The following is a 15973-nucleotide window of genomic DNA, read 5'->3' as shown; positions in this document are numbered from 1 at the left end:
GGCCTAGACCACCAGCGCGCGCTGCTCGGGCATCCCCATCGAAAACAGTCGCGGTATGTTGTCCTGCTCCGCTTTGAAGCTGGCCTTATCCACCATGCCCCGCCAGGACGCCAAAAGCAGGCTTTGCGCGCAAGCCCCGCCAAGGGTTGTGCCGGGGCCAAGCACGATGAAGACGTCTGGCATGAATTCGCGCGCGGCCACGCGGATGGCGGCAGTGAAATCATAGGCCCGTGTTACCTGATGACCAAGAGTATACTCCCGCAAGGCATTGGGGTTGCTCGATTTCGGTCGCCAAATACCACCACGCCCGTCGATCAAAGGAATGATAGGGCCATTGAACAAATCGGGGCCTAGTCGGGCTTGTCCAGCATCGGCCACGGGGGCCTGCAATGCAGTGTGGAACCCCGCGTGGCCCGGCAGACGCATCGGATAGCGCGACTGAACCATCGGCATTTCAGTCTCGAAAGCGCTCAGCCCCTCTTCATTACCTGCCAGCACCAGCATTCCGCCCAAATCAATCGACAGGTCCAGAACATGGTTCGCACGGGCGTTGATCTCGGCCAATTTGGCCTCAACCTCGGCCCGCCGCCCTGGAATGGGCACCCAGTTTTCATCAGCGAAAGGATAGATAAGCTGCCCGCCGATCATGTTCTGATGCATCAGCCTGCCCATGGTGTTGACCACGTTGAGACCACCCATCGCATCCAGAGCCCCGGCGCAGGCAAGCGCAATATACCAGCCCATCGAGTTGCCAGTCACCGCCAGGATGTCGTAACGATCCCGGTTGATGGACAGGAAGTCCCCATAGGCACAGGCATAGATCAGACCGGAGGCATTGTCGCCCCTTGTAAATTTGGCCCCGGAAAACCGCTCGGCGCCGTCAAGCGCCGACAGCGGTTCCTGCCCGGCCTCGCGACGGAAATCGTCGAACTGCACCATCAGGCCCGATTTGTCGGCATGATGGCGCGCGAAATAGCCCAGCCCGTCCCGGTTATAGGTACCGCGCCCGGGCGCAACGACAACAGCGGTCCGTTTCATTTGGCGCTCCACAGATTGCGGGCCGCCTCGACGATACTGCCACGCGACGGCATGGTGGCTGCATAGGCCGGGCCAGTGGCGATAAAACTGTCCTCGGCGGCGATGCGGGCATGCGGCAGGATGGTCTGTTCCTGCAGCATCGCCATCAGCGCCTCGGACTGGCTGCCGGTGCTGCGGCATTCATCAACGATCAGAACCTTCTTTGCCCCTTTCAACGCGCCAACGATCCCGTCCACCGGCAGCGGTGCCAGCCAACGCATGTCGATGATCCGCGTATCGATACCTTCCGCTGTCAGATCAGCTGCAGCCTGTGTCGAAAGATAGCGCCCATTGCCATAGGTCAGGATCGCCAGCGGGCCGTCGCCCTCAACCCCTACCTCACCCAGACCGATCCGCTGATCCGGCGACGGATAGGTGCGCATCCAGCCGCCATCCTTGTCGTCCATCAGGTCGCGCATCGGGTAAAGCGCAATCGGTTCGACCACGACCACGACGCGGTTTTCCTCGCGCGCCAGCCGCACGCATTCGCGCATCATCATTGCCCCGTCATCGCCCCGGCTGGGACAAGCAATGATCACGCCGGGAATATCGCGTAGCACGGCCAATGAATTGTCATTATGGAAATGTCCGCCGAAACCTTTTTGATAGCCGAGACCCGCAATCCGCAGGACCATTGGGTTGGTAAACTGTCCGTTCGAGAAGAACGGCAGGGTCGCTGCCTCGCCCCTGAGCTGGTCCTCGGCATTGTGCAAATATGCCAGGAACTGAATTTCCGGGATCGGAACAAAACCGTTGTGCGCCATGCCGATAGCCAACCCAAGGATGGATTGCTCGTCTAGAAGCGTGTCAATCATCCGGTCCGCTCCGAACCTGTCGACTAGTTTCTGCGTGACACCATAGACCCCTCCCTTGGTGCCAACATCCTCGCCCATCATGACGATTTCACCATGTTCCAGCATCAGATCAGTCAGCGCCCAATTCAGCAACCGAGACATCGGTTGTGGCGTCTCCAACTGTTTGAAATCACTTCCAAAGGTGGCCTCACGAGCCTCGGCCGAGGGGCCGTTGCTGGGCGCACACTCTCGCGCTGGCGGGATCAGCGAAGCCATAACCTCCTCCGCGGTTTTCAAACGTGGCCTGGTGATCACCTCTTCGGCCACGCGCGAACATTGATCCTCGCAGCCATGATAAATCGCCAGAACGTCGTCGGCGCTCAGAACCCCGCCGTCGATCAACAATCGCGCGGAATGCAAAAGTGGATCATCCGCCTCCCAGCCCTCGAAAATGCCTTTCTTCAGATAGGCCTGTTGCAGGTCCGACCCCGCATGCCCGTAAAGCCGCACCAGCGACAGGTGCAGGAAGGCGGGCTTACGGCGTTCCCGGACATAGTCGGTGGCCTCCTGTGCCACGCGGTAGGTATCATAGATGTCCAATCCGTTGGCATGGAAGTATTTTAACCCCGGCTTTTCAGCGTAATTCGCCGCAACCCACCCTTTCGGCGTACGGGTCGAGATGCCGATGCCATTGTCCTCGCAGACAAACAGCAACGGCATCGGCACCGACTGGAACGCGGTCCAGCAGGCGGTGTTGATCGCCCCCTGCGCGGTCGAATGGTTAGACGATGCATCGCCAAAGGAACACATGACAATTCCATCATCGGCCATAACTTGGTGCTCGGGTCGGTGACGCTTTGCCAGCCCCACGGAATAGGCCGCGCCCACCGCTTTAGGCAGGTGGCTGGCAATGGTTGAGGTTTGCGGTGGAATCGCCAACGCCTTGGAACCCAACACCTTGTGCCGCCCACCCGACATCGGGTCTTCGCGCGATGTGGCAAAGGACAAAAGCATATCCCAAGCTGGGGTCATACCCGGTAGCTGGGTTGCACGCATGGTCTGAAATGCCCCATCCCGGTAATGCAGAAACGCCATGTCATCGGCACGCAAGGCAGCTGCGACCGCCGCCATCCCCTCGTGCCCGGACGAGCCGATGGTGTAAAACCCCTGCCCCTCTGCCTGCATCTTACGCGATCGGCGATCCAGGTTTCGGCTCAGGCATTGCGCACGGAAAATCTCGACCGCCTCATGCGCGGCAAGCGGGCCAGAGGCAGGCTTACCACCGGGCAAATCCCCGTCCGCAACTTTCCTGCGAAACGCCTCATCAACAATATCCGCGCGATCCATCGGGGTCTCCTTGATCGGTCACCTGCGCTCGTCAGGTCAGAGTATTAACAGCCCGCGCAATCCGGGCCAGCCCTTCCTGTAACTCGCCCATCGCATAGGCATAGGACAGGCGGAAATGCCCCGCCAGACCAAAAGCGCGGCCGGGCACCAACGCCACGTTCGCCTCGGTCAAAAGGAATTCGCAGAACGCCGCGTCATCCTCGATCATCCTGCCATCAGGTCGGCGTTTACCGAACACGCCTCGACAAGAGGGGTAGACGTAGAACGCGCCCTGAGGCGTTGGGCAGTCAAGGCCGGGTGTGTCGCTGAGAGCTTTGACGACAAAGTCACGGCGCCTGCGAAACTCGGAATTTCGAGAGGCAAGGTGATCTTGCGGGCCTGTCACCGCCGCCAGCGCCGCCGCCTGCGAGATCGAACACGCGCCCGAAGTTGACTGCCCCTGCACCGCGACCATGGTTCGGATCAGGTCAGCAGGCCCGATGCCCCAGCCCAGCCGCCACCCGGTCATGGCGTGGGCCTTGGACACGCCATTCACGATCAGCACCCGCGCGGCCAGATCAGGCGCGGCATTCACAAAGCTGGTGAAGGGTTGATAGGCGATATGCTGGTAAATCTCGTCAGCGATCACCCAGACATGGGGGTGCCGCCGCAGCACATCCGCCAACGCCCCAAGTTGGGCCTCGGAATACATCGCCCCTGATGGGTTGCCCGGTGTATTCAGGAGCAGCCACCGGGTCTTGTCCGTAATGGCTGCTTCCAGCGCCTCAGGCGTCAGCAGGAAACCGGTTTCCATTGGACAGGCAACCGGAACCACCCTGCCCTGACAGAACTCAATAATGTCGCGGTAGCTGGTCCAATAGGGCGCTGCGACGATCACCTCGTCACCCGGGTTCAGGCTGGCCAGAAAGGCGTTCGACAGCACCTGCTTGGCCCCGGTCGACACGATCACCTGGGTCGGGTCGCACGTGAAACCGGCCCGCGTGGCAATGGCATTGCGTAGCTCCCCTACCCCTTGCGTAGCCGGATAGGTCGTCTTGCCGTCGAGCGCCGCCTTGTGGGCCGCCTCGATCACATGGGGTGGCGTTGGGAAATCCGGCTCTCCGGTGCCAAAGCTGAGAACCGGCTTGCCTTCTGCGCGCAGCCGGGCTGCGGCCTCCGATATCTGGACGATTTCAGACAGGCTGAGCGAGGCTGCCCGGTCCGAGGGGTGAAAACCTTGAATGTCCTGCTGCATCTGCCCAACTCCGAACATGCGATTGATCAAAGGCTACCCGGTTTACTCATGAATAAAAGCTCCTAAACTGGAATAAACCAGGTCCATTTCGTCACGATTCATCCACCCTCGCCCAAAAAAGAAAAAGGGGGCTGCCCTTTTCAGAGAGACTCCGAAAAGGGCAACACCCCTAAAAAAAAGATCAATCCTGGTGTCAGACGACCCGGTTGAGCTGCATCCGCTTGATCTCGGCAATTGCCTTGGCCGGGTTCAAACCCTTGGGACAGGTCTTGGCGCAGTTCATGATGGTATGACAGCGATAAAGCTTGAACGGATCTTCCAGATCGTCCAGCCGCTCACCCGTTGCTTCATCCCGCGAATCGATGATCCAGCGATAAGCATGCAACAGAGCCGCCGGGCCAAGATACCGGTCGCTGTTCCACCAATAAGACGGGCACGAGGTCGAGCACGACGCACACATCACGCATTCATACAGGCCATCGAGTTTCTTGCGGTCTTCAATCGACTGCTTCCACTCTTTCTGCGGGCGGTTGGTCTTGGTTTCCAGCCACGGCATGATCGAGGCATGCTGGGCGTAGAAATGGGTCAGATCAGGGATCAGGTCCTTGACCACCGGCATATGCGGCAGCGGGTATATCTTGACCGTGTCGCCCTTGACCTCGTCCATCCCATAGATACAGGCCAGCGTGTTGATGCCGTCAATGTTCATCGCACAGGAGCCGCAGATGCCTTCGCGGCAGGACCGGCGGAAGGTCAGCGTCGCGTCGATCTTGTCCTTGATGTGGATCAGCGCATCCAGGATCATCGGGCCGCAATCGTCCATGTCGACGAAATAGGTATCAACCCGCGGGTTCTGACCATCGTCGGGGTTCCAGCGATAAATCTGGAACTTGCGAACATTGGACCCGGACGGTTTCGGCCATGTCTTGCCGGTGACCATCTTCGAGTTCTTGGGGAGGGTGAGTTGAACCATTAGTCAGGTCCTCCGATCAACTGAGCGCCAGCACGATGCTGGCCTGAGCAATACATTGAGTGGCGGCAGGGCGTTTGGCGATCTGCAGCACCATTTCGGTGACTTCGCCATTGGCCCCGGCAGCGGCGCTGCCTGCGATTTGCAGAATTTCCTGGGCCGAGGCCGCTTCGATCACGCAATTGGTGACCGGGCTGGCATCGAAACCGGGGAATCTCTCCGCAACCACGCCGTTGACGGCCGTCTTGGCCCGGTCCCGCGCCAGATCGTCGGCGGCCTGCTGGGCCGCCTCGCAGGCGGGCAAAGCCGCCAATACGATCAGGGCGAGAAGGGCGCGCATCAGAACGTCCGTGCCTTAGGGGCGATCTTCTTGAGGCTGATACCGCCCTCTTCTTCCGTCGACAGCGGGTCCTTTACCACATCGCGATAGGAAAGGGTCACATCGGCGCCATCAACATGGGCGATGGTGTGGACGCGCCATTTCTTGTCGTCACGCTCGGTATAGTCCTCGTGCGCATGGGCGCCGCGGCTTTCCTTGCGCGCCTCGGCCCCGACGATGGTCGCCATGGCGTTGGGCATCAGGTTCGTGAGTTCCAACGTTTCCATCAGGTCGCTGTTCCATACCAGCGAGGTATCGGTCACCTTCAGGTCGTCCATCTTGACGGCAATGGCGGTCATCTTCTCGACGCCCTCGGCCAGGGTTTTCGACGTGCGGAACACGGCAGCGTCCGATTGCATGGCTTTTTGCATCTCCAGCCGCAGGTCGGCGGTGGCGATTTCTCCTTGCGCGTGGCGCAACCCGTCGAACCGGTCGAACGCCTTGTCAACGCTGACTTGGTTGTAAGCAGCGGCAGGCGCATCGGCATCAACCACCTGTCCGGCGCGAATTGCAGCAGCGCGGCCAAACACCACAAGGTCAATCAGCGAGTTCGAGCCGAGCCGGTTCGCCCCGTGAACGGATGCGCACCCCGCCTCGCCCACTGCCATCAGGCCTGGAACGATCGCGTTGGGGTCTTTCTTGGTCGGGTTGATGACTTCGCCCCAATAGTTGGTCGGGATACCGCCCATGTTATAGTGCACGGTCGGCAAAACCGGGATCGGCTCCTTGGTGACGTCGACACCGGCAAATATCTTGGCGCTTTCCGAAATGCCCGGCAGACGTTCGGCCAGCGCCTCGGCCGGAAGATGCGACAGGTTCAGATGAATGTGATCACCGTCCTTGCCTACGCCGCGGCCTTCGCGGATTTCCATGGTCATAGAGCGGCTGACATAGTCGCGCGGTGCAAGGTCCTTGTACTGGGGCGCATAGCGCTCCATGAACCGTTCACCTTCCGAGTTCGTCAGATAACCACCCTCGCCGCGTGCGCCTTCGGTGATCAGGCAGCCAGAACCGTAGATGCCAGTCGGGTGGAACTGCACAAACTCCATGTCTTCCAGCGCGAGGCCGGCACGCGCCACCATGCCACCACCGTCGCCGGTGCAGGTATGGGCCGACGTGCACGAGAAATAAGCGCGTCCATAGCCGCCTGTGGCCAGAACAACAGTCTTGGCGTTGAAGACATGCATTGTGCCGTCATCAAGCTTCCAGCAGACCACACCCTGACAAACACCATCCTCGGACATGATCAGGTCAACGGCGAAGTACTCGATATAGAATTCGGCGTTGTTCTTGAGGCTTTGACCATACAGCGTGTGCAGGATGGCGTGGCCGGTCCGGTCGGCAGCAGCACAGGTCCGCTGCACGGCAGGGCCTTCGCCGAATTCGGTTGTGTGGCCGCCGAACGGACGTTGGTAAATCTTGCCCGCTTCGGTGCGCGAGAATGGCACACCATAGTGCTCCAGCTCGTAAACCGCCTTGGGCGCTTCACGGGCAAGGTATTCCATCGCATCCGTATCGCCCAGCCAGTCCGACCCCTTGACGGTGTCATACATGTGCCACTGCCAGTGGTCCGGGCCCATGTTGGAAAGCGATGCGGCAATACCACCCTGCGCCGCAACCGTATGCGAGCGGGTCGGGAACACCTTTGTCACACAGGCAGTGCGCAGGCCCTGTTCGGCCATACCCAGCGTGGCGCGCAGGCCCGCGCCACCGGCGCCGACAACCACCACGTCATAATCATGTGTTTCGTATTCGTATGCAGCCATGGGTCTTTCCTCAGAGTGCGATCTTGGCCAGCGCGAAAAGGCCGGTGGCGGTGATGGTCCAGCTCAGCACGATGACCAGCATGATCAACGCCTTGCGGGTGGATCCCTGGGCGTAGTCCTCGATCATCATCGTTGCACCTTTCTGGAAGTGCTGCATGCCGACCAAAATCGTCAAGCCGGTCAGGATGGCCGGAAATGGCCGAGCAAACGTGGCAAGAACAGCCTCGTGCCCCTGGCCAATGGCGCGACCGACGACAATGATGAACGCCGGAATCAGGAAGGCCAGGCCAACAGCAGACACGGTCATGTACCAGTGATGTTCGGTGCCGGTATGTGAGGCGCCTTTGCCTTCGGCGCGTTTGCGGGCGGTAAGGTAACGCATGGTCTCTCTCCTTACACGATCAGAAGGGTGATGATGGTCAGGACAACCGAGCCGGCTATGCAGGCAATGCCCAGCTTCTCGGCCATTTCGATATCAAGCCCGTGGCCTGCATCAAAATAGAGATGCCGCAGCCCGGCAAGGTAGTGAAACCAGATGCCCAGCACACTCAGGCTCAGCACCAGGTTTCCGAACCAAGAGGTCACGAAAGCGTTGGCCGTGGCGAAATAGGCCTCCGACGTGGACGCAGCCAATAGCCACCAGACGATCATGGCCACCGCCACGATCATGGCGTTGCCGGTAATCCGGGTCAGAATCGAAGTGATCGAGGTGATCTGCGGGCGGTAAATCTGGATATGGGGGCTGAGCGGACGCTCGACCGGTTTTTGGGGGGCCATGGGCATCTCTCCCTTTCATCATTGGTAGGCGCCCTATCTAGGCGCAATCCCTTTCGCCTTTGATAACGGTTTTGCCACAAGAGTCACGTGCTCTTCGCAGTTGCAGCACGATTTTTTCCGAGATTTTTCGTCTTTCTGGTAATTTGTGATCACGGTAGCGATAACGGTGATCACATATATGGAAATCGCGATCTAAAACGCTTCAAAATGCAACGCCTGCAGCTAAGAAAACCGGCTTGCACAGGTACCCTCTTACGCGTGGCGATCGCCCGCCACAGCGATGCAACAAGCCATCGTTAGGCAGCTTACCCGCAATGCACCGCTATGTGATCACAAAACGATACCTTAAGTCGGCATCAACGCCCAATAGTCCAGATCCAACAGGACACCCGGCAGAAACTTTCCGTCTTCACCCTTCAGTTCGCCCACAGACCCATCCGAAGTCGCGACCAAACGTAAGCGAATGGCGCCGACACCGGGGGCCGATGTCTCGGCCTTGTCCAGCACCTCGGACCATGCCTTCACGGTCAAACCCGAGAAACACGGGTTAGCATGGGCGCCACCATTCAGCCCCACGATCATCTGCGCATTGGCCAGTCCATTGAAGCTGAGCGCGCGGGCCATCGAGATCACATGGCCGCCATAGATCAGCCGCTGGCCGTCGGGGCGGAACGTAGCATCGAAATGCACTTTGGCGGTGTTCTGCCACAGCCGCGTGGCAATCATGTGCTCAGCTTCCTCAATGGTGACGCCGTCGACATGGTCGATCACCTCGCCGGCCTCGTAGTCGCCCCAGCGATGCGGCTCACCTGCCTGAACGAAATCGTAATTCGAGAAGTCCAACCCGTCGGGGATGCTCAGATCATCGACCGCCAGGGTTTTCTTCAATTCGGGAATGGTCGTTTCCGGCGCAGGCGCATCAAGGTTGGATTTGCGCACCATGACCCAGCGCACATATTCCATCACCACCTCATCCATCTGGTTGAGGCCGCGGGTGCGGACGTAAACTACGCCGGATTTGCCATTGGAATTCTGTTTCAGGCCAATAACTTCGCTCACGGACCGCAGTGTGTCACCCGGGTAGACCGGCTTCAGCCAGCGGCCCTCGGCATAACCAAGGTTCGCGACCGCATTCAACGAAATATCCGGCACCGTCTTGCCAAACACCACGTGGAACGCCGCCAGATCGTCAATTGGGCTGCCATCGAGCCCACTGTCGGCGGCAAACATGTCCGACGAGTAAAGCGCATGACGTGCCGGGTAGAGCGCGTGATAGAGCGCACGTTCGCCCTCGCCCACGGTGCGCGGAACCGCGTGTTCGATCACTTGGCCCAGCGTGTAGTCTTCAAAAAACCGGCCCGGATTGGTTTTGGCCATGTTTTGGAACTCCATTTAGATGTTGTTTCAGCCGAACGGGTTGTACCCCAGCCAGCTGTGAATGAGGGCGACGACACCATAGACCCCGATGGCCCCGACAAGGGCGCCAATTTCCTTGCCCATGGGCGCAGGGGGCGGCGGTGCAGGGCGCGGGTTGGCGCGGTTGAGGAGGATCATGCTGATCAAGGCCCAGACCGTAAGCCCCCCGAACAGGACGAAGCTTTCCGTGTCGCCATTAGGGATCAGGTGCGCAACGGCCCAAATCGTAAAGGCGCTGAGCTGCGGATTACGAAACCAACCCTTGGCGCGAGTCTTCATGCCATCGGCCGCGAAGAGGTAAATCGAGAACAGAACCAAAAGGTTGTTGATCCCCGCCAGAATCGGCGTGCGGCCCCAGTAAACCGGACCATCTGCCATGCGATACCCAATCACCATCAGCACGATCGAGGTCAGGATCGCCAGTGCAACCGGCCCCTTACCCTTCTCGCCCATCGGCTCACGGATACCGGGGGCAATGCGTTTGAACAGGTGCGCTGCAAACCAGAGCAGGACGCCGAGGATGAGAAGGGTCATGGGTACTACCTCTATTGTGGGGGCGGTGTGCTAAAGCGCACACTACAGCGACGCGATCGCGCTGGCCATGGCAAGGATTTTTTTGGCGGTCTCCACGTGCAGGTTCTCGACGATCTTGCCATCGACCACGGCCACCCCCTGCCCCGAGGCTTCGACCGCTTCGAAGGCTTCGATCTGGCGGCGGGCCAGATCAATCTCGGCCTCGGACGGTGAAAACGCCGCGTTGGTCACGTCGACCTGCGCCGGGTGGATCAGGGTCTTGCCGTCAAAGCCCAGATCACGACCCTGTTCGCATTCCGCCTTGAGGCCTTCGTCATCCTTGAATTGGTTGTAAACGCCATCAACCGCCACAACTCCGTGGGCGCGGGCGGCCAAAAGCATCGTTTGCAGCGAAGTCATCATTGGCAGACGGTCGGCCCGGGTGCGGCAGTTCAACTCCTTGGCCAGATCGTTGGTGCCAGCGACAAAACCTTTTACCTGCGGATGGGCGGCGATTTCCATCGCGTTCCAGATGCCATGGCAGCTTTCCATCATCGCCCAGATCGGCATGTCGCCCACGATGTCGGCTAGCGCCTGCACGTCGAGCGCATTGTTTACCTTGGGCAGCAGCACCGCATCGGCTTCCATCTTGGCTACAGCCTTTGCATCCTCAATACCCCATTCGGTATCAAGCGCATTGATGCGAACGATTTTCGCACGCTCACCATATCCGCCTTCTGTCAGAGCGGCCGCCAACGTGGAGCGGGCTTCAACCTTAGCATCAGGCGTCACAGCGTCCTCGAGATCGAAGATGATCGCGTCCACCGGCAGGGTACGGGCTTTCTCCAAAGCCCGCTCTTTCGAGCCAGGGATATAGAGAACGGAACGGTAAGGGCGTGGGGTGTCCATGGGATTCTCCGGTAATTATGTTGCGCGGATAGAGCATTTTTGACCGTAAATGTTCAAGGCAAAACGTGCTGCATCGCAGAATCAAATGCGCATTTGAGGCATCGCACGCCAAATTAACCCCGTGTTCAGACCTGTCCCCCACCCTTTTCAACACGCGTCAAAGTCCCAGGATGGCCGCAGGAAATGCATCGGCTTTGAGCGCGGATTGAGAAGGCCATCGTCGCCGGAGAACCCGGGCGTGACTGTCAATGGCCGAGCGCAACGAAAGGTTGATGCAATGAAAATGATGATGAAAGCCGCCCTGCTGACGAGTGTGATGGCCTCTGCGGGGGGCCCTTCCGCTGCAACCGCGCAAGGCAGCAATTGCGCACCCCGCGAAGTTGTGGTGACCCGCCTGGCCGAAAATATGGTGAAACCCGTCAATCGATCGGGTTGGGCGCTAACAATGCGGTGGTCGAAACCTTTGCCAGCAACGAAAGTGGCAGTTGGACGATTACCGTGACCATGCCCAACGGGATGACCTGCCTTGTGGCTTCGGGTCAGGCTTTCGAAACCCTGGCCGAAGCGCTGCCGACGAAGGGCAATGACGCCTGACCCAAGAGCAGGCGGTAAACCGATGGCGTGAGGGGCCAACCCCGAACACGCCCCAGGACTTTGTGGTTGGATGAAAAAACTTGCTAGTGCGCGACAGGCGCAACTACGTGAGCCCATCCCAAACCAACTTCAATCCCGTTACAGTCAGCAACACGTAGGTCAGCGCGAAAAACGCCCGTTCGGAGATGGCGAAATGGGCGCGCACGCCCAGCCATGTGCCCAAGAGTGCGAAGGGCGCGAGCCACAGCCCGGCGTGAAGCGTGTCGAGCGTGAACATGCCCAGCCAGCCATAAGGAACCGCCTTGAGCAGGTTGTTAACCCAGAAAACCAGAACCGACGTCGCTTGGAACTCGGTCTTGGAACGGGGCTTCGACAACAAGTAGACCGCCGCCGCCGGGCCGCCGGCATGGGCGACAAAGCTGGTGAAACCAACCACGACCCCGGCAATCGCCCCACCCACCCGTGAAAACGGATGCCGGGCGAGCTTGATCAGACCTGCCCGCCCAAGGATCTGCCAGATCACGAACAAAAGCGCGATCCCACCGATCAATAACCGGAGGTGATCAGCATTGGCCGCGCGAAAGAACAGTGCACCAAGCAATATCCCCGGCACCGACCCGGCAATCAGCAACCACGCCTCGCCACTGTTCCATTTCCGCCAGAACGGCCGCAGCGTCGCCAGGTCGATCAGCATCAAGAGCGGCAGCATCAGCCCGATGGCCGCTGCCGGTTCCATGATCAGAGCCAGAATCGCGCCCGAAGCAAAAGCCGCACCAGAACCGAAACCACCCTTCGACACCCCGGCAAAGACCACGGCAGGGATGGCCAGCGCAAAAAAGCTGAGATCAAGCGACGGCACGGATCGGATGTCCTTAAGTAACGGTTTCACAACCGGTTTAGCGCTAAAGGACATGCTGCGATAGCCCCGCAAACTCGCCACGCTGCGTTGCAGCGCCCTTGCGCCCGCGCCTTAAAACGCCTAACCCCGTGCGCGACAAAATAACCCTAGCGGAGAAAGATCCCATGGCCAGACCCAAAATCGCCCTTATCGGCGCAGGCATGATCGGCGGCACCCTTGCCCATATGGCAGCAATGAAAGAGCTGGGCGACATCGTCCTCTTCGACATTGCCGAAGGCATCCCCGAAGGCAAAGCACTGGACATTGCGGAATCCGGCCCCTCGGAAGGGTTCGACGCCTCGCTCAAGGGCACCCAGGACTATGCCGACATCGTAGGCGCCGACGTCTGCATCGTCACCGCGGGTGTGCCGCGCAAACCCGGCATGAGCCGCGATGACCTTCTCGGCATCAACCTCAAGGTCATGAAATCCGTGGGCGAAGGCATTGCCGCCAACGCCCCCGACGCTTTCGTCATCTGCATCACCAACCCGCTTGACGCGATGGTCTGGGCCCTGCGTGAGTTCAGCGGCCTGCCCCACGCCAAGGTCTGCGGCATGGCCGGCGTTCTCGACAGCGCCCGTTATCGCCATTTCCTGTCGGAAGAATTCGGCGTTTCAATGCGCGACGTCACCGCCTTCGTTCTGGGTGGCCACGGCGACACCATGGTGCCGCTGGCGCGTTACTCGACCGTCGGTGGCATCCCACTGCCCGACCTCGTCGACATGGGCTGGACCAGCCAGGACAAGATGGACGCCATCGAGCAGCGCACCCGTGACGGCGGCGCCGAAATCGTTGGACTGCTAAAAACCGGATCGGCCTACTACGCGCCTGCCACCAGCGCCATCGAAATGGCCGAGGCCTACCTGAAAGACCAGAAACGCGTTCTGCCCTGCGCCGCCCATTGTGACGGTGAATACGGCCTGAATGGTCTCTATGTTGGTGTGCCGACCGTGATCGGCGCGGCCGGTGTCGAGAAAGTCATCGACATCAAGCTCAACAAGGACGAGCGCGTCCAATTCGACAAATCGGTCGACGCGGTCAAGGGTCTGGTCAAAGCCTGCCAGGAAATCGACGGCTCGCTGGCCTGATCCTTCAATCGACCTGCAATTCAAGGGCGCCCCATCGCGGGCGCCCTTTTTTCATGCCCCGGCAGTATCGGAAATGTCTGCCAATAGCGCATAATCCATCGCATAGAAGCCCCGGATGAACGTCTCGGTCTCGGGCGCCACCTCGACTTGGCCATGACTGAGATTGCGCTTCCAGTCCCGCGACGGCACCACCGGGTTGCCACCCAACGTGTCAATCCAGTCATAGACCGGGTCGAGACCACCCTCGAGCCGGAACAACCGCATGTCCGGTGTGACAAATTCTGTCTGCGGACGCAGGTGGTTGTCGTAAAGATAGGGCTGGTTGCGGCTCAGTTTCAGAACCCGCGGCGCCCACTCGTCAAAGCTGGCCACATGTTTTCCCCGGTCGCTGGCACGCTTGGAGCGATGACGATACTCGCTTTTCATCCGCTCCACTGGGTCGCGCAAAACCGCGAAAGTGTAATCGCAAAAGCCGGGCTCCAATAGTGCCCCATGCAGCTCGACATGCATGTGCTGAGGCGAACAGGGCAGCCATTCCAAATCAACCCCGCTGTGCATCGTCACCTGCCCCTTGGAGCGAAGGTAGGTCTCGATGCTGGTACCGCCGGTTTTCGGTATATGGGCGAAAAACACAAGCGTCTGGCCAAGTCTGGCAAGGGGCATTGGGCGGGTCTCCGGTTTGCGTGGAAAGGCTTGCATGAGGACCACGGTGAAGTCCAGCTTCAGACTCGGTCGCCAATTTCCGGTGTTGGCGATTCCCCTTCCACCTGCGGCGGGCTGTCGCGGATTGGGTTTTGTGATCACGCTTTTTCTACCCGTGATCACAAATACGGATAATTCGCGAGAATTACCGTTTTTCGGGGAATTTTGCTTAGCGATACAGAAACCATATGACAGTAATGCTGCAAACGCAGCAATCCTGAGGTATGCCTGATGAACATCCACGAATACCAGGCGAAGGCACTTCTTCGCTCTTATGGGGCCCCGGTTTCCGATGGCCGCGTCGTGACCCGCGCCGAAGACGCCAAAACCGCCGCCGGCGAACTGGACGGTCCCCTTTGGGTGGTAAAGTCGCAAATTCACGCCGGTGGCCGTGGCAAGGGCACCTTCAAAGAGGCCGACGCCGGTGAAAAAGGCGGTGTACGCCTGGCCAAGTCGGTGGAAGAAGCCGAACTGGAAGCCAAGCGCATGCTGGGCCGCACGCTTGTGACCCACCAAACCGGCCCGGCCGGCAAACAGGTCAACCGCATCTATATCGAAGACGGCTCGGGCATCGAGCGCGAGCTTTACCTCGCCCTTCTGGTGGACCGCCAGACCAGCCGCGTCTCTTACGTCTGCTCGACCGAGGGCGGCATGGACATCGAAGAAGTCGCCGCCGAAACCCCGGAAAAGATCCTCAGCTTCAGCGTCGATCCAGCCACCGGATACATGCCGTTCCACGGCCGTCGCATCGCCTTTTCGCTGGGTCTGACCGGCGGGCAGGTCAAGCAGTGCGTCCAACTGATGGGTCAGCTGTACAAAGCCTTCATCGAGAAGGACATGGAGATGCTAGAAATCAACCCGCTGATCATCACCGACAAGGGCAACATCAAGGTGCTGGACGCCAAAGTCAGCTTTGACGGCAACGCCGTGCATCGCCACCCCGATGTGGCCGAACTGCGCGACGTGACCGAGGAAGACCCAAAGGAACTGGAAGCGTCGAAATACGACCTCAACTACATCGCTCTGGATGGTGAGATCGGCTGCATGGTGAACGGTGCGGGCCTTGCCATGGCGACGATGGACATCATCAAGCTTTACGGCAGCGAACCCGCCAACTTCCTCGACGTCGGCGGTGGTGCTACCAAGGAGAAAGTCACCGAGGCGTTCAAGATCATCACCAGCGACCCGCAGGTCAAAGGCATCCTGGTGAACATCTTCGGCGGCATCATGCGTTGTGACGTGATCGCCGAGGGCGTTGTTGCCGCGGTGAAAGAGGTCGGACTTCAGGTTCCGCTGGTTGTCCGCCTCGAAGGCACCAATGTGGAAGAAGGCAAAGCCATCATCAACAACAGCGATGTTGACGTGATCGCCGCCGACGACCTCAAGGATGGCGCCGAGAAGATCGTCAAGGCGGTCAAAGGGTGACAATCGCGTTTGCCGATAACGTGAACGGCTTTCGGGCTGACTTCGGCCGGGCAATCTTGCCCTGCCGGACGAAGCCCGTATGCC

General features: G+C 59.7%; 15 protein-coding genes and 1 pseudogene. 3 read left to right on the top strand and 13 right to left on the bottom strand.

The genetic code is table 11. The features are described from left to right. Window positions 1–3 precede the first annotated feature (3 nt). From RXV86_RS02090 to RXV86_RS02040, 11 genes are all read right to left on the bottom strand, one after another. Window positions 4–1038 carry an ACP S-malonyltransferase gene (locus tag RXV86_RS02090; RefSeq protein WP_316297138.1) on the bottom strand — a complete coding sequence of 345 codons (1035 nt, stop codon included), beginning with the start codon at window positions 1036–1038 and terminating at the stop codon, window positions 4–6. Further along, window positions 1035–3218: a thiamine pyrophosphate-dependent enzyme gene (locus RXV86_RS02085; protein WP_316297137.1), complete on the bottom strand. Its 2184-nt coding sequence runs from the start codon at window positions 3216–3218 to the stop codon at window positions 1035–1037. Before RXV86_RS02085 ends, RXV86_RS02090 begins: the two co-directional genes overlap by 4 nt. Window positions 3219–3249: 31 nt before the next feature. After that, the gene (locus RXV86_RS02080; RefSeq protein WP_316297136.1) at window positions 3250–4470 is read right to left on the bottom strand and encodes a pyridoxal phosphate-dependent aminotransferase; all 1221 of its coding nucleotides are present in this window, start codon (window positions 4468–4470) and stop codon (window positions 3250–3252) included. A 175-nt stretch (window positions 4471–4645) separates the two neighbouring features. After that, window positions 4646–5425 (bottom strand): succinate dehydrogenase iron-sulfur subunit, encoded by a 780-nt coding sequence (locus tag RXV86_RS02075; RefSeq protein ID WP_316297135.1) that lies wholly within the window; start codon window positions 5423–5425, stop codon window positions 4646–4648. A 16-nt stretch (window positions 5426–5441) separates the two neighbouring features. Then, window positions 5442–5762 carry a succinate dehydrogenase gene (locus tag RXV86_RS02070; protein WP_316297134.1) on the bottom strand — a complete coding sequence of 107 codons (321 nt, stop codon included), beginning with the start codon at window positions 5760–5762 and terminating at the stop codon, window positions 5442–5444. Continuing rightward, window positions 5762–7567 carry a succinate dehydrogenase flavoprotein subunit gene (sdhA, locus tag RXV86_RS02065; RefSeq protein ID WP_316297133.1) on the bottom strand — a complete coding sequence of 602 codons (1806 nt, stop codon included), beginning with the start codon at window positions 7565–7567 and terminating at the stop codon, window positions 5762–5764. Before sdhA ends, RXV86_RS02070 begins: the two co-directional genes overlap by 1 nt. Window positions 7568–7577: 10 nt before the next feature. Then, window positions 7578–7949: a succinate dehydrogenase, hydrophobic membrane anchor protein gene (sdhD, locus tag RXV86_RS02060; RefSeq protein ID WP_316297132.1), complete on the bottom strand. Its 372-nt coding sequence runs from the start codon at window positions 7947–7949 to the stop codon at window positions 7578–7580. 11 nt (window positions 7950–7960) lie between these two features. Continuing rightward, entirely contained in the window at window positions 7961–8344 is a 384-nt protein-coding gene (gene sdhC, locus RXV86_RS02055; protein ID WP_316297131.1) for a succinate dehydrogenase, cytochrome b556 subunit, read from the bottom strand. 345 nt (window positions 8345–8689) lie between these two features. Continuing rightward, window positions 8690–9721 carry a MaoC family dehydratase gene (locus tag RXV86_RS02050; RefSeq protein ID WP_316297130.1) on the bottom strand — a complete coding sequence of 344 codons (1032 nt, stop codon included), beginning with the start codon at window positions 9719–9721 and terminating at the stop codon, window positions 8690–8692. Between the two features lie 27 nt (window positions 9722–9748). After that, the gene (locus RXV86_RS02045; protein ID WP_316297129.1) at window positions 9749–10294 is read right to left on the bottom strand and encodes an NnrU family protein; all 546 of its coding nucleotides are present in this window, start codon (window positions 10292–10294) and stop codon (window positions 9749–9751) included. Window positions 10295–10336: 42 nt separating this feature from the next. Further along, window positions 10337–11182: a CoA ester lyase gene (locus tag RXV86_RS02040; protein WP_316297128.1), complete on the bottom strand. Its 846-nt coding sequence runs from the start codon at window positions 11180–11182 to the stop codon at window positions 10337–10339. Between the two features lie 316 nt (window positions 11183–11498). Between RXV86_RS02040 and RXV86_RS02035 the strand changes: the two are divergent. Continuing rightward, window positions 11499–11776: pseudogene (locus tag RXV86_RS02035) on the top strand (hypothetical protein). A 103-nt stretch (window positions 11777–11879) separates the two neighbouring features. On the opposite strand, the gene RXV86_RS02030 reads toward RXV86_RS02035, so the two are convergent. Then, window positions 11880–12635 (bottom strand): sulfite exporter TauE/SafE family protein, encoded by a 756-nt coding sequence (locus tag RXV86_RS02030; RefSeq protein ID WP_316298414.1) that lies wholly within the window; start codon window positions 12633–12635, stop codon window positions 11880–11882. 164 nt (window positions 12636–12799) lie between these two features. Between RXV86_RS02030 and mdh the strand changes: the two genes are divergently transcribed. Continuing rightward, a complete protein-coding gene (mdh, locus tag RXV86_RS02025; protein ID WP_316297127.1) occupies window positions 12800–13762 on the top strand; it encodes a malate dehydrogenase in 963 nt (320 codons plus the stop codon). 51 nt (window positions 13763–13813) lie between these two features. On the opposite strand, the gene RXV86_RS02020 is transcribed toward mdh, so the two are convergent. Continuing rightward, window positions 13814–14425, bottom strand: coding sequence for a sulfotransferase family 2 domain-containing protein (locus RXV86_RS02020; protein ID WP_316297126.1), 612 nt, complete (start codon window positions 14423–14425; stop codon window positions 13814–13816). Between the two features lie 270 nt (window positions 14426–14695). Between RXV86_RS02020 and sucC the strand changes: the two genes are divergently transcribed. After that, entirely contained in the window at window positions 14696–15889 is a 1194-nt protein-coding gene (sucC, locus tag RXV86_RS02015) for an ADP-forming succinate--CoA ligase subunit beta (protein ID WP_316297125.1), read from the top strand. The last annotated feature ends 84 nt before the right edge of the window (window positions 15890–15973 follow it).

The sequence above is a fragment of the Aliisedimentitalea sp. MJ-SS2 genome (genome assembly GCF_032586155.1).
Lineage (GTDB): Bacteria > Pseudomonadota > Alphaproteobacteria > Rhodobacterales > Rhodobacteraceae > JAWHTC01.
This window is presented reverse-complemented; position numbering and strand designations above follow the sequence as displayed.

What these genes read in the sequence shown, in the direction of transcription:
- RXV86_RS02090 (WP_316297138.1), bottom strand. Translation starts at nt 1,038, where the DNA reads ATGAAACGGACCGCTGTTGTCGTTGCGCCCGGGCGCGGTACCTATAAC.
- RXV86_RS02085 (WP_316297137.1), bottom strand. Translation starts at nt 3,218, where the DNA reads ATGGATCGCGCGGATATTGTTGATGAGGCGTTTCGCAGGAAAGTTGCG.
- RXV86_RS02080 (WP_316297136.1), bottom strand. Translation starts at nt 4,470, where the DNA reads ATGTTCGGAGTTGGGCAGATGCAGCAGGACATTCAAGGTTTTCACCCC.
- RXV86_RS02075 (WP_316297135.1), bottom strand. Translation starts at nt 5,425, where the DNA reads ATGGTTCAACTCACCCTCCCCAAGAACTCGAAGATGGTCACCGGCAAG.
- RXV86_RS02070 (WP_316297134.1), bottom strand. Translation starts at nt 5,762, where the DNA reads ATGCGCGCCCTTCTCGCCCTGATCGTATTGGCGGCTTTGCCCGCCTGC.
- sdhA (WP_316297133.1), bottom strand. Translation starts at nt 7,567, where the DNA reads ATGGCTGCATACGAATACGAAACACATGATTATGACGTGGTGGTTGTC.
- sdhD (WP_316297132.1), bottom strand. Translation starts at nt 7,949, where the DNA reads ATGCGTTACCTTACCGCCCGCAAACGCGCCGAAGGCAAAGGCGCCTCA.
- sdhC (WP_316297131.1), bottom strand. Translation starts at nt 8,344, where the DNA reads ATGGCCCCCCAAAAACCGGTCGAGCGTCCGCTCAGCCCCCATATCCAG.
- RXV86_RS02050 (WP_316297130.1), bottom strand. Translation starts at nt 9,721, where the DNA reads ATGGCCAAAACCAATCCGGGCCGGTTTTTTGAAGACTACACGCTGGGC.
- RXV86_RS02045 (WP_316297129.1), bottom strand. Translation starts at nt 10,294, where the DNA reads ATGACCCTTCTCATCCTCGGCGTCCTGCTCTGGTTTGCAGCGCACCTG.
- RXV86_RS02040 (WP_316297128.1), bottom strand. Translation starts at nt 11,182, where the DNA reads ATGGACACCCCACGCCCTTACCGTTCCGTTCTCTATATCCCTGGCTCG.
- mdh (WP_316297127.1), top strand. Translation starts at nt 12,800, where the DNA reads ATGGCCAGACCCAAAATCGCCCTTATCGGCGCAGGCATGATCGGCGGC.
- RXV86_RS02020 (WP_316297126.1), bottom strand. Translation starts at nt 14,425, where the DNA reads ATGCCCCTTGCCAGACTTGGCCAGACGCTTGTGTTTTTCGCCCATATA.
- sucC (WP_316297125.1), top strand. Translation starts at nt 14,696, where the DNA reads ATGAACATCCACGAATACCAGGCGAAGGCACTTCTTCGCTCTTATGGG.